General features: G+C 73.8%; 13 protein-coding genes. 4 read left to right on the top strand and 9 right to left on the bottom strand.

Going from position 1 to position 12,491, the window contains the following annotated elements:
* Positions 1 to 21: 21 nt before the first annotated feature.
* The 4 genes from mshC to DVA86_RS05715 form a co-directional block, all read right to left on the bottom strand.
* Positions 22 to 1,251: a cysteine--1-D-myo-inosityl 2-amino-2-deoxy-alpha-D-glucopyranoside ligase gene (gene mshC, locus DVA86_RS05700; protein WP_208876306.1), complete on the bottom strand. Its 1,230-nt coding sequence runs from the start codon at positions 1,249 to 1,251 to the stop codon at positions 22 to 24.
* A gap of 169 nt (positions 1,252 to 1,420) precedes the next feature.
* Positions 1,421 to 2,392 carry an SCO1664 family protein gene (locus DVA86_RS05705; RefSeq protein ID WP_425470763.1) on the bottom strand — a complete coding sequence of 324 codons (972 nt, stop codon included), beginning with the start codon at positions 2,390 to 2,392 and terminating at the stop codon, positions 1,421 to 1,423.
* Positions 2,356 to 2,946: a DUF3090 domain-containing protein gene (locus tag DVA86_RS05710; protein WP_208876310.1), complete on the bottom strand. Its 591-nt coding sequence runs from the start codon at positions 2,944 to 2,946 to the stop codon at positions 2,356 to 2,358. The genes DVA86_RS05705 and DVA86_RS05710 overlap by 37 nt, the downstream gene beginning before the upstream one ends.
* Positions 2,947 to 3,010: 64 nt before the next feature.
* Entirely contained in the window at positions 3,011 to 3,772 is a 762-nt protein-coding gene (locus DVA86_RS05715; protein WP_208876312.1) for a histidine phosphatase family protein, read from the bottom strand.
* Positions 3,773 to 3,879: 107 nt separating this feature from the next.
* Between DVA86_RS05715 and corA the strand changes: the two genes are divergently transcribed.
* Positions 3,880 to 4,878 (top strand): magnesium/cobalt transporter CorA, encoded by a 999-nt coding sequence (gene corA / locus DVA86_RS05720; protein ID WP_208876314.1) that lies wholly within the window; start codon positions 3,880 to 3,882, stop codon positions 4,876 to 4,878.
* A 127-nt stretch (positions 4,879 to 5,005) separates the two neighbouring features.
* Here corA and DVA86_RS05725 read toward each other — a convergent pair whose 3' ends face one another.
* Together DVA86_RS05725 and DVA86_RS05730 are read right to left on the bottom strand one after the other, a co-directional pair.
* Positions 5,006 to 5,794, bottom strand: coding sequence for a ferritin-like domain-containing protein (locus DVA86_RS05725; RefSeq protein WP_208876316.1), 789 nt, complete (start codon positions 5,792 to 5,794; stop codon positions 5,006 to 5,008).
* Between the two features lie 298 nt (positions 5,795 to 6,092).
* Positions 6,093 to 7,142, bottom strand: a complete 1,050-nt coding sequence (locus DVA86_RS05730; RefSeq protein ID WP_208876317.1) for an LLM class F420-dependent oxidoreductase — start codon at positions 7,140 to 7,142, stop codon at positions 6,093 to 6,095.
* A gap of 74 nt (positions 7,143 to 7,216) precedes the next feature.
* Here DVA86_RS05730 and DVA86_RS05735 point away from each other — a divergent pair, with 74 nt between their 5' ends.
* Positions 7,217 to 8,200: an aldo/keto reductase gene (locus DVA86_RS05735; RefSeq protein ID WP_208876318.1), complete on the top strand. Its 984-nt coding sequence runs from the start codon at positions 7,217 to 7,219 to the stop codon at positions 8,198 to 8,200.
* A complete protein-coding gene (locus DVA86_RS05740) occupies positions 8,185 to 10,317 on the top strand; it encodes a helix-hairpin-helix domain-containing protein (protein ID WP_425470968.1) in 2,133 nt (710 codons plus the stop codon). The genes DVA86_RS05735 and DVA86_RS05740 overlap by 16 nt, the downstream gene beginning before the upstream one ends.
* Before the next feature lie 69 nt (positions 10,318 to 10,386).
* Here the strand turns inward: DVA86_RS05740 and DVA86_RS05745 are convergent, their stop codons facing one another.
* Positions 10,387 to 11,097 carry a hypothetical protein gene (locus tag DVA86_RS05745; RefSeq protein WP_208876319.1) on the bottom strand — a complete coding sequence of 237 codons (711 nt, stop codon included), beginning with the start codon at positions 11,095 to 11,097 and terminating at the stop codon, positions 10,387 to 10,389.
* Positions 11,098 to 11,144: 47 nt separating this feature from the next.
* Between DVA86_RS05745 and DVA86_RS05750 the strand changes: the two genes are divergently transcribed.
* On the top strand, positions 11,145 to 11,333 hold the full coding sequence (locus tag DVA86_RS05750; protein ID WP_208876321.1) for a DUF5703 family protein: 189 nt from the start codon (positions 11,145 to 11,147) through the stop codon (positions 11,331 to 11,333).
* A 218-nt stretch (positions 11,334 to 11,551) separates the two neighbouring features.
* Here DVA86_RS05750 and DVA86_RS05755 read toward each other — a convergent pair whose 3' ends face one another.
* A complete protein-coding gene (locus tag DVA86_RS05755; protein ID WP_208876322.1) occupies positions 11,552 to 12,097 on the bottom strand; it encodes a chaplin in 546 nt (181 codons plus the stop codon).
* A gap of 153 nt (positions 12,098 to 12,250) precedes the next feature.
* The gene (chpH, locus tag DVA86_RS05760; protein ID WP_208876324.1) at positions 12,251 to 12,484 is read right to left on the bottom strand and encodes a chaplin ChpH; all 234 of its coding nucleotides are present in this window, start codon (positions 12,482 to 12,484) and stop codon (positions 12,251 to 12,253) included.
* Between the last annotated feature and the right edge of the window lie 7 nt (positions 12,485 to 12,491).

Here is a 12,491-nt window from a genome sequence, read left to right on the forward strand (position 1 = left end):
TTCAGCGGTTCGGCGGCCGGTTCAGAGCGCCACGCCCAGCAGCGCGTCCACCGCCCGCGACACCAGCCCGGGCGCGCCCTCGTCCGTACCGCCGTGCTCCTCCTGGACGGCGGCCCAGCGGTCCACCGCCGCGAGCGCCGCCGGCGCGTCCAGGTCGTCGGCGAGCGCGGCGCGGATCTCCTCCACGAGCGCGTCGGCGGGCGGCCCGTCGGGCCGCGACACGGCGGAGCGCCAGCGGGCGAGCCGGGCGGTGGCGGCGTCCAGCACCGCGTCCGTGTACTCCCAGTCGGCGCGGTAGTGGTGCGCGAGCAGCATGAGCCGGATGACGGCCGGGTCGGTGCCGTCGCCGCGCAGCTTGGAGACGAAGAGCAGGTTGCCCTTCGACTTCGACATCTTCTCGCCGTCCAGCCCGACCATCCCGGCGTGCACGTACGTACGCGCGAACGGGTACTCGCCGGTGAGCGCCTGCGCGTGCGAGGCGCCCATCTCGTGGTGCGGGAACGCCAGGTCGGAGCCGCCGCCCTGGACGTCGAAGCCCATCCCGAGGTGCTCCAGCGCGATGGCGACGCACTCGATGTGCCAGCCGGGCCGGCCCCGGCCGAGCGTGCCGCCGTCCCAGCTGGGCTCGCCCTCGCGGGCCGCCGACCACAGCAGCGGGTCGAGCGGGCTCTTCTTGCCGGGGCGCTCGGGGTCGCCGCCGCGCTCGGCGGACAGCAGCCGCATCGCCTCGGCGTCCAGGCCGGAAACGGAACCGAAGTGCGGGTCGGACTCGACGGAGAAGTACGTGTCGCCCTCGAGCTCGTACGCGGCGCCCATGTCCCGGAGCCGCTCGACGAGCGGCACGATGCCCGGTATGGACTCCACCGCGCCGATGTACCGCTCCGGGGGGAGCATCCGAAGGGCCGTCATGTCCTCGCGGAACAGGGCGGTTTCGCGCTCCGCCAGGGCCTGCCAGTCCTCACCGGTCTCGACGGCCCGCTCGAGGAGTGGATCATCGACATCGGTGACGTTCTGGATATAGAGAACCTGCCGCTTGGTGTCCAGCCACACGCGCTGTACGAGGTCGAACGCGTTGTACGTCGCCGCGTGCCCCAGGTGGGTGGCGTCGTACGGCGTGATGCCACAGACGTAGATACGGGCGACGGGACCCGGTGTGAGGGTCACCCGCCCTCCGGTCGCGGTGTCGTGAATCCTGAGGTCGCGGCCTTGACCAGGCAGAGCGGGGACCTCGGAAGCGGGCCAGGCATACATGCCTTGAGCGTAACCGGCGTCCCCTCGTACGTACGAGCGGGGAGCCGCCCCGCCTGCGGGGATTGGCCGATTGCCCGGTCTTGACGGATTCGCGCGCGCGTGCGGCGGCACCCGCCCGTACGGCGGCGGGCACGCCCGTACGGCGCGCAGAGGCGTACGGACGTACGGGCTACACCGGCGGCCAGGGAATCGCCGGCCACTCGCCGCTGGGTATCGGGTGCCGCCCGGAGGCCAGCAGCGCATCGGTGCGCTTCCGTACGGCGTCCAGCTCGGCACCCGTGATCAGTTCGGCCAGCCGGGTGGCGAGTGCGGCGCCCTCGGCGAGCGACGCGGAGAGGCCGCGCAACACCTCCACCGCCTCGGCCGGCAGCGGCTCCCCCGCCCAGCCCCACAGGAGGGTGCGGAGCCGCTCCTCGGCGTGGAAGGTGACGCCGTGGTCGATCGCGTACAGGCGCTCGCCGGCCGTCAGCAGATGGCCGCCCTTGCGGTCGCCGTTGTTGAGCACCGCGTCGAGGACGGCGAGCCGCCGCAGGCGGTCGTCGTCGGCGTGCACGAGCAGCGCCGTACGGCCGCCGCCGACTTCCGCGAAGCCGATCGCCTTCCAGCCGGGACCGGGCTCCTCGCCGTCGACAAGCGCGAGCAGCTGCCCGCCGGACTCGTCCGGGGCGTCCTCCTCGGGGCCACCGTCGCCCTCCGGCTCCTCCCCCACAGCGGCACCGTCTTCCGCGTCCATACCGTCATCCGCGCCGTCTTCCGCGTCGTCCTCCGTCTCCGGCACCGGTCCGATCCACTGCTGGCACATGCCCTCGCCGTACGGCCCGTCCCGCAGCACTGTGGCCGGAATCAGCCCCCAGCCGGTGGCCTGCGAGACCTCGTACGCCGCCACCTCGCGCTGGGCCAGCGTCCCGTCCGGGAAGTCCCACAGGGGGCGTTCGCCGGCCACCGGCTTGTAGACGCACGGGACGGACGCCCCCGAGCGGTGCTCGATCACGCAGTGGAGCACCGCGTTGGAGGCCCCGCGGATCCGGCCGCGGACCGTCAGCGTGCCGTGCGCGAGCAGCTCCGGCGTTCGGTCCCGGTCCACGGCGTCGCTCGTCACACCCGTCATTCGCTGCGCCGGTACCCGTTCTGGCGCGGGCACACGTGACCCTCCGGGTCCAGCGGCAGGCTGCACAGGGGGCACGGCGGGCGTCCGGCGTTCACGACTTCCATGGCGCGCTTCGCGAACGAACGGGCCATGGCGCCGCTGATCCGTACGCGCAGCATCGGGGGGCCGTTCTCGTCGTCCTGCAGCAGCCGTTCCTCGGCGTCCGCGAGGTCCTCGTCGGAGTCGGCCTCGAGCTCGACCAGCGCCTGGGCCTCGACCACCATGCGCTCGCCCTCGCCGTCCCAGGCAAGGGCCATGGTGCCGACCCGGAACTCCTCCTCCACCGGCGACTCCAGCGGCGCGGTGTCCTCGATCTCGGCGGGCGCCACGGCGGGCACGGGGGCGTTGCCCCCGGAGCGGCGTACGACCTCGTCGAGGAGCTCGTCGATACGTTCCGCCAGCGCCTCCACCTGGGCCTTCTCCAGCGCGACGCTGGTGGTCCGGCCGGTCGCCGAAGCCTGCAGGAAGAAGGTGCGGCGCCCAGGCAGCCCGACCGTACCGGCCACGAATCGGTCCGGGGGGTCGTAGAGGAACACCTGACGTGACACGTCCTTCTCCGTTGCGTCGACTGCTGGGCTCACAGGCACCCTACTGCGCGTGCCGATCACCGCGTCACGTGCCGCCACCGACCGCCGCAACGCTCTCAGCGGCGGTCCCGGCGGCCGCTCCGGCACCCGTCCCGGCGCCGGTCTCCGTGCCCGTCTCCGCGGCTCCGTCGCGCTCCGCCTCGGACGGCTCGTCCGGCGGCGCCAGCGAGCCGAGCTCGCCGGTCTCGCCGAGCCGGACCAGGAACGGCCGCAGCGGGGTGTAGCGGATGGCGGTGACCGAACAGGGGCCGACCGCGATCCGCTGGAAGAGGTCCAGATGCATGCCCAGCGCGTCCGCGACGACCGCCTTGACGATGTCCCCGTGCGAGCACATGAGGTAGACGGCGTCGGCGCCGTGCTCCGCCTCGACGCGGGCGTTCCAGTCCCGTACGGCGTCCACCGCGCGCGCCTGCATGGCGCGCATCGACTCGCCGCCCGGGAACACCGCCGCGGAGGGGTGCTGCTGCACGGTGGCCATCAGCGGCTCGTCGTTGAGGTCGGCGAGCTTGCGGCCGCTCCAGTCGCCGTAGTCGCACTCGCCGATCCGCTCGTCGGTCTGCACCGGCAGCTCCGGGCGCGCCTCGGCCAGCGGCGCCAGGGTCTCCCGGCAGCGCTGCAGCGGGCTGCTCACGAGGGCGGCGAGCGGCACCCCGGCCAGCCGCCCGGGCAACGCCGCGGCCTGCTCCAGGCCGAGTTCGTCCAGGGCCACTCCGGGTGTCCACCCGGCCAGCAGGCCCGCGGTGTTCGCGGTGGACCGGCCGTGGCGTACGAGGATCAGCGTGGGCATGCCCGCCAGCCTACGGCGTCCCCCGGGCGTACGGCGGGCGGCCGCCGCGGTCCCCGCCGGCCCGGGGCGGCGGCTGCCGGGTTGTGCGTCCGGCGGGGCAGGGCAGAATGCCAACCGTGATCGTCGACTGTGCCATCTACCGGGACGGGCACCGCAGCGAGCGGCACCAGCCCGCGGACTTCGCCGGCGCGCTCGACGAGGCGCGCGCGGCGGGGAACGCGTTCCTGTGGATCGGCCTGTACGAGCCGACGGAGGACGAGTTCGCGCTCGTCACCAGCGAGTTCGGGCTGCATCCGCTGGCGGTCGAGGACGCCCTGTCCGCGCACCAGCGGCCGAAGCTGGAGACGTACGACGACTCGCTGTTCCTCGTGCTCAAGCCGGTCCTGTACGACGACGCGACGAGCACGGTGTCCACCGGCGAGCTGATGCTGTTCGTGGGCGACTCGTTCGTGGTCACCGTCCGGCACGGCACCACCAACCCGCTGAGCACCGTACGCGAACGCCTCGAGCGGGACCCCGAAGTGCTCCAGCACGGCCCGACCGCCGTCATGTACGCGGTCAGCGACGCCGTCGTCGACGACTACATGGACGTCGCGGCCGAGCTCCACGTGGACCTCGACGAGCTCGAGGAGGAGGTCTTCACACCGGAGGGCGCGGACCGCAAGCGGATCGCGGAGCGCATCTACGCCTTCAAGCGCCAGGTGCTGGAGTTCCGCCGGTCGGCGAGTCCGCTGGCGGAGCCGATGACCCGGCTGGCCGGGGGCGGAGTGCCGTTCGTGCACAGCCCGTCGCTGCCGTTCTTCCGCGACGTGAGCGACCACCTGACCCGCGCGAACGAGCAAGTGGAGGGCCTCGACCGGCTGCTGTCGGACATCCTGTCCGCGTATCTGGCACAGATGGGCGTCCGGCAGAACGACGACATGCGCAAGATCTCGGCGTGGGCCGCGATGTTCGCCGTGCCCACCATGATCGCGGGCGTGTACGGCATGAACTTCGACCACATGCCGGAGCTGCACTGGTCGTGGGCGTACCCGGCCGTGGTCGGCCTGATGGCGGGGGCGTGCCTGGTGCTGTTCCGCTTCTTCAAGCGGCGCGGCTGGCTCTGAACGGCACGCCGCACGGAGCGGCTTGCCGAACGGAGCGGCTCGCCGAACGGCACGCCCCGGCACGGGCGTTGAGGCGGCGCCCGTACGACCGCCCCCGCCGCACCCCGCCGTACCCCCGCCGTATGCCTCAGGCGAAGCCCGGCGCCGACGTGGCGGGCCCGCCCAGCGCGTCGCGCCGCCCCGGCATCTCCAGCTTGGTCATCCGCCGCCAGCCGCCCGCCCGTTCGTACGCGTACACCGCCCGGATGCCCGCCGCCGGCACGGCGGACTTCGCGCGCGGCCACTGCAGGACGCGTCCCATGTGGGCCATCACCGCGAGGCTCACGTCGCGGTAGACCGCCACCTCCGCGAGCGCGCACTCGCGCAGCACCCGCTGGATGGTGCGGCCGTGCCCGTCGGCGGCGAGCCGGAGGAGTTCCTCGTGGCAGTACGCCAGGTGGTTGTCCTCGTCGTTCGAGATCATCTTCATCGCCTTGCCGATATCGGGGTGGTCCCCGAAGAACTTGCTCAGCATGGCCATCTGGTCCGCCGCGCGCTCCTCGGTGACCCGGCTGTGCGCGAGGTACATGATGATGTCGTCGTCGGTGAGCGGCTCGTCGCGGCGGAGCTTGTGGTGCGCGAGGCCGATGCCGCGCCGTTCCAGCAGCGCGGTGTAGTCGGCTTCGTCGGGCACTTCGCACGCTTCGAGACCGCGCTTGCGCAGCAGCCCCAGGAAGATCCGGCCGTGCTTGTCCTCGTCCGCGCCGTGCCGCGTGATCTTCGGCGCGAGATCGCGCCGGCTGTCGGGGACGAGGGCGGCGATCCGGCCGTTCTCCCAGCCGCCCTGGGCTTCCCCGCTGGCGGCGATGGAGCAGAAGAGCCGGTACGACTCATCGTTGTCGATGATTTCCTGGAACAGGCTTCGGGCCGAGAGCATGACCGTCTCCTCCGTGCGCACGATTCGCCACCGACGAGTCAAATGGCGCGCGCCGCCACCGGCAACAGCTTCGTCGCCGATATCCGCCGAACGAAGGAGCACGCGGGTGCGCAAGGAGGCGTAAGGGCATGGGGCGCGGGCGGGGCGTAACCCCGGGGGGCCGCGCGCCGTTGTGCAGCGTGACGGCCGTGGCGGGGAAGACCCCCGAGCCCCCACCACGGCCGTAGGACTGCCCGCGGACACGCCGCCGTACGGGCCCCTGGGCCGCCCGGACGGCGGCTGTCCGTGTCAGCCGAGGTCAGCCGAGCCCGGCCCGCTCCAGCGCCTCCACGCCCGCCCTGAGCGACGCGAGCCGCTCCTCCAGGGCGAAGCCGGCGGGCGCGAGGGACAGCGTCGTCACACCGGCCTCCGCGTACGCCTGCATCCGGTCCGCGATCCGGTCGACGGAGCCGATCAGGGTGGTGGAGTCGATGAGCTCCTTGGGTACGGCGGCCGCGGCGGCGTCCTTCTCTCCGGCCAGGTACTTGTCCTGGATCTCCGCCGCCTCGCGCTCGTAACCCATGCGCTGCGCCAGCTTGTTGTAGAAGTTCTGCTTCCGGCTGCCCATGCCGCCGACGTACAGCGCGGTGTACGGGCGGAACAGGTCGGCCAGCGCGTCCACGTCGTCGCCGACGGCCATCGGGACGGTCGGGCAGATGTCGAAGCCGTCCAGCTTCTCCCCCGCCTTGGCGCGCCCCGCGCGCACCGGCCCGAGCGTGGTCTCCTCGGCGTGCTCGGGCGAGAAGAAGACCAGCAGGGCGCCCTCGGCGATCTCGCCCGTCTGCTCCAGGTTCTTCGGGCCGATCGCGGCGATGTAGAGCGGGATGTGCTCGCGTACGGGGTGCACCGTGAGCTTGATCGGCTTGCCGGGCCCGTCGGGCAGCGGCAGCGTCCAGTGCTCACCCTCGTACGCGAGGCGCTCCCGCGTCATCGCCCTGCGGACGATCTCGACGTACTCGCGGGTGCGCGCGAGCGGCTTGTCGAACTTCACGCCGTACCAGCCCTCGGAGACCTGCGGCCCCGACACCCCGAGGCCCAGCCGGAACCGGCCGCCGGAGAGCGAGTCGAGGGTCGCGGCCGTCATGGCGGTCATCGCGGGCGCGCGCGCCGGGATCTGGAAGATGCCCGATCCGACGTCGATCCGTTCCGTGTGGGCCGCCACCCAGGACAGCACGGTGGGGGCGTCCGAGCCGTACGCCTCGGCGGCCCAGCAGACCGCGTAGCCGAGCCGGTCGGCTTCGCGGGCGACGGCGAGATTGTCCGCGTCCATCCCGGCGCCCCAGTAGCCGAGGTTGATCCCGAGCCGCATACGGCCCCCTTACTGATCAGTAACGTGATTGTCCCTGGGACTCTAGCGCGCCCCCGCAAGTACGCTCAACGCCCATGGAACAGAGGCACCTGGGCCGCACAGGTCTGCGGGTATCCCGGCTCGGACTCGGCACGCTCAGCTGGGCGCGGGACACCGGCGAGCAGGACGCCGCGGATCAGCTGAAGGCGTTCTGGGAGGCGGGCGGCACGCTGGTCGACACCGCCGACGTGTACGCGGACGGCGGCGCCGAGTACCAGCTCGGCCGGCTGCTGGACGGCCTGGTGCCGCGCCGCGACCTGGTCATCGCGACCAAGGCGGGCAGCGTCCCGGACCCCGACCGCCGGTTCGACGCCTCGCGCGGCCATCTGCTCTCCGCCCTGGACGCCTCGCTGGAACGTCTCGGCACCGACCACGTCGACCTCTGGCACGTCCACGCCTTCGACCTGACGACACCGCTGGACGAGACGCTGCAGGCGCTCGACATCGCGGTGAGCACCGGGCGCACCCGCTACGTCGGCGTCTCCAACTTCTGCGGCTGGCAGCTCGCCAAGGCCGCCACCTGGCAGCTCGCCGCACCCGGCACCCGTACCCGGCTGGCCAGCACGCAGATGGAGTATTCGCTGCTCCAGCGCGGCGTCGAACGGGAAGTGCTGCCCGCCGCCGAGGACCTGGGCGTCGGGCTGCTGCCGTCCTCGCCCCTGGGACGCGGCGTCCTCACCGGCAAGTACCGGCACGGCACTCCGGCGGGCTCGCGCGGCGCCTCGGAGATGCTCGCCCCGTTCGTCGCCCCGTATCTCGACGACACGGCGAGCCGCATCGTGGACGCGGTGGCCACGGCGGCCGACGGACTGGCGGTCACGCCGCTCCAGGTGGCCCTCGCGTGGGTACGGGACCGGCCCGGCGTGGTCGCGCCGGTCGTCGGCGCGCGGACATCGCAGCAGCTCGCGGAGGCTTTGTCAGTGGAGGGCCTTAGTCTTCCTGACGAGATCTGCCGGGCGCTCGACGATGTGTCGGCCCCGGTGCACCGCTATCCCGACCAGGACTGGAGCGAGCTGTGACCAGCCAGGACAAGGCAGCCGAACTCCTCGCGGCGGTACGGGCGGTGGAGAAGGGGGAGCGCTCCGCGGCCTCGTTCTTCGCCGAGCCCGCCCGTACGGCCCCACCCGCCGCCCGGCCGGCGCCCGCGCCCGTGCCCGTACCGGCGGGCCAGGCGGGAGGCGCGGCGCCCGCGGGGCCGGTCACCGTGCCCGAACCGGTGCGCGCGCTGCTCGCGGAGGGCGGCGCCCCGGAGGAGCTGGGCGGCGCCGTGGTGACGGCGCTGGGCCCGCGCGCGGACGAGGTGCTGCGGGACGACCCGTGGCAGCTGCTGGCCGTGCCGGGTGTCCGGCCCGAGCAGGCGGACGGCTTCGCGCGCGCCCTGCTGGGCGCGGAGTGCGGACCGGCCGACGAGCGGCGCGCGCAGGCCCTGACCGTCTGGCTGCTCGAGCGCGCGGCGCTCCAGGGCCATACGGCGCAGGAGCCCGACGCGCTCCGCGCCGGGCTGGCCCGGCACTCCGTGCCGGACCCCGAGGAGGCACTGCGCGGGGCCGTCGACGCGGGCGCGGTCCTCGTCTTCGAGGACGCCCTCGACGCCTTGGAGGCGCCGGGCGTGCCCCGGCAGCAGGCGGCCGCGGGCGGCGCGGACGGCGCGGACCGTACGGACGGCGAGGGCGGCGCGGACGGCGACGGCACTGGCGGTGCGGAGCGGCCGGTACGGCTGCTGGCCGGGCTGGACCGCTGCGCGCTGGCGGAGGAGAGCCTGGCCGACGGGCTGGCGCGGCTGATCGGCACCTTCACCGCGGGCGGCACGGACGGCGACGGCTGGGAGGCGCTGGCGGCCGCGGCCCCGTCGCCGTCGGCGGCGGAGCTCGTACGGGCTGCGGCCGGGCACGGCCTGGTCACTCACACGGGCGGCGAGGCCGCGCGGGCCGAGCCCGCGGCGCTGGTCGCCGCGGCGCGGGCGCTGGGGCTGCGGGCGTACGCGGCTGCGCACAGCGAGGACGGGCGGCAGCGGGCCGCGGCCCTGATCGAGGCGGCGGCGGAGGCGTTCCCCTCCCGCGCGGCACACGGCCCGGACGACGGCCCGAACGCCGGCCCTGACGGCTCGTACGGCGGCGTGAGCGGCGACGGTGAACAGCCCGCGCCCGCCGTCACCGTGTCCGGCCTCCTCGACGCCCGTACGGGCCCCGGCCGCGACGACGAGGGGGCGTACGCGCTCGACCTCCTCGTCCTGCTCGACGCCCCGCAGCTCGACGCCGAGACGGCCGCTGCGCTCGTCGAGTCCGTGCCGGACGGCGCCCGGCTCGTGCTCACCGGCGACCCGCAGCTGCTCGGCTCGGCGGGGCCGGGCCAGGTGTTCAAGGACGTGCTGGCGGCCCGCGTCTGCCCCCGCGTCGTCTCCCGCACTCCGGACCCGGGGCCCGTGGGCGAGCTGGTCTCGGGCATCGGGATCGGCGAGCTGCTCCAGGTGGATGCCCCGGGCAAGGAGGTCGTGATCGTGCCGGTGCGGGACGCGGGCGACGCCGTGCACCGTACGGTCCAGCTCGTCGCCGACTCCGTGCCGCGCGCCATCGGCGTCCCCACCGAGCACACCCAGGTGATCACGCCCGGCCACGGTGGCGCCGCGGGCACCCGGGCGCTGAACGCGGCGCTGAAGGAGCGGCTCAATCCCGGCCCCGGCCGGTTCGGCGGCTTCGACCCGGGCGACCGCGTGGTCCACTCCGCGGCCCCGGGGCGTACGGCGGTCGGCAGCGTCGTCTCCGCCGACCAGGAAGGGCTGCGGATCGATCTGGCGGGCGGCGGCAGCGTCGTCGTCCCGCCCGGCGCGGTCCCGACGGCCGTCCGGCACGGCTGGGCGGTCACCGCGCACCAGGCCGCCGGGCTCCGCTGGCCCGCCGCCGTGGCGGTGCTGCCCGGGGACGCGGCGGGAGCGCTGACCCGCGAGTGGGTCTACACCGCGTTCAGCCGCGCCGAGCGGCACCTGTCGGTGGTGCACGGCGCGGGCGACGCACTGCCCAAGGCGGTCGCCGGTGTCACCGCGCCGGAGCGCACCACCCGGCTGCGTACGCTCCTGGTCCAGGCGGCACAGGCCGCGACGGCGCCGGCCCCCGCCCTCGGCGGGGAGACGGGCAGTTGACGCCGCCCGCCGACCCCGCGGCCGGTCGGCCGGCGTCGCCGCCCGGCACGGGGGCCGGTGGGCCCGCGGTCAGTACGAGGTGCCGCTGGTGTTGTCCGAGCCGTCCTCCACGCCCCGGTCCAGGTCGAGTTCGACGTCCTCGTCGTCGAAGACGGTGCTGACGTCGAACCGGCAGATCACCCGTTCCGGGTCGGCCTGGTCGAAGGGTGCCGCGAGCCACTCCCCCGGTTCGCCGGGATCGTCCGCCGCCGCGACCCACAGCGTGGCGTCGCCCTCCTCCAGCCCGAACTCCTTGTGCCGGGTGGCGATCTCGTCGGGTTCGAACTCGCCGAAGAGCACCCCGAGCGCCGCGTGCACGCTGTGCCCGGCCGACGACCCGTCGAACCCGTCGGTGTCCACCGCCGACTCAGGGTCGAGGTCGGTCACCCGCTGTGCCTGCGCGAGCAGCCGCTGCGGTTCGTTGACCACGTAGTCCCTGCGGACGAAGACGGTCAGCGCCCGCGGCTCCTCGGGCCCCGTGTAGTCGGGCATGGTGTCGCCGCCGGGGATCTCGAACGGCGTGACCTCGTCGTACGCCTCGTAGAGCAGCTCGTCGTACGCCTCCCCCGCCGCCGCGAGCGCGTCGAACGCGGCGAACACGGCGGTGTCGTGGTCGGCGCCGCCGTCCGCCTCCGCTTCAGCGCGCCGCTCAACGGCCTCGAGGTGCCGGTCCAGGGCGGCCTTCACCGCGTCGGCGGCGGCGCGTACGTCGGCAGCGGTCGGCTGCTCAGCATCAGACATAGTGCAGACGCTATCCGCAGTCGGGCCCTGCACGCACAATAGATGAGATGCCGGAATACGAATTTCGCGATGTGTACGTCCCGCGCAGTGTGTCGCGCAAGGCCGCCACACAGCTGCTGACCGACCATGCAGAGTACGGACGCTGGGAGTTGGACCGCACGCGGCTGTATCCGGACGGGAGCCGCAGGGTGCGGCTGCGCCGCCGGATCATCCGACAGCTGCGCGCGACCTGGTGATCCACGGAGCCGCCGGGACGGCCGGAAACGGCCGGATCGCCACGGCGGCCGGCGGCGGCGCCGCGTCCGCGGTGCGGCGCCCCTGCCGTGGCAGAGCGGGCCCCGTGCCGGGACCCGCTCCGGTGGTGTGTTGTGTCTGCGGCGCTGCCGCAGCCGCTCTGGGGGCCGGGCTGCTCAGCTCCGTGTGGTCGGCGCCGGCGAACCCGGCGCCGCGGAGGTCAGCGCTGCCGCGCGGCCCGCGTACGGCGGTAGAGAACGCCACCGGTGAGAAGCAGACCGGCGCCGACCGACAGGCCGAGCGCGACGTCGTATCCGTTGCCGGTCGCGGCGAGCTGCGTCTCAGGCTCCGCGGCGAGCTGGGTCTCCGGGTGGGGCAGTGTCTGGGCCTCTTCCTGGGGCGCTTCCTTCTCGGGAGCCTCCGGCGCCTCCGGTTGGGGGGCATCCGGCTTCTCCGGGGGCTGTTCGGCCGCCGGGGGCTCCGGGGTGTCCGGGGTCTTGGGCGGTTCCGGCTTGCTCCCGGAGTCGTCGTTGACGCAGGTGTTGCCGAACGCGGGGTTCAGCAGCCCGACGATGTCGACGGTGTTGCCGCACGCGTTGACGGGGAGATGCACCGGCAGCTGGACAGTGTTTCCCGACAGCACACCCGGCGAGTTCGCGGAGCCGCCTTGGGCGCCCGAGTCGGCGAACGCGGTGCCACCGGACAGCGCGAGCACGCCGCCTGCGGCCGCCACGGTGATCAGGCCCTTCTTGGTGACCTGTCTCATGGTTCTTCCTGCCTTCGTTCCTTGTGAGTTACGAGCGGGGCCCGGTGGAATCACCCCCCGGCACCGCCCGCCCAGTGGCCCGGAGGCCCCGGAGCGCATGGCGTGCACTCCGGGGCCGTCCGGTGCTATCCCCTCACGGGGCGAGACACAACGTCACTTGTTGACGCAGGTGTTGCCGAACGCGGGGTTCAGCAGCCCGATGATGTTGACGGTGTTGCCGCAGACGTTCACCGGCACGTGGATGGGCACCTGAACGACATTGCCGGACAGCACACCGGGGGAACCGACCGCGGCACCCTGGGCACCGGAGTCCGCGACGGCCAAGCCCGCACCCGCGAGCACCAGACCACTCGCGGCAGCCGCGGCAGCGACGACCTTCTTGATCATTAATCCT

Origin of the sequence: Streptomyces armeniacus, assembly GCF_003355155.1 — a bacterium.
Taxonomy (GTDB): domain Bacteria; phylum Actinomycetota; class Actinomycetes; order Streptomycetales; family Streptomycetaceae; genus Streptomyces; species Streptomyces armeniacus.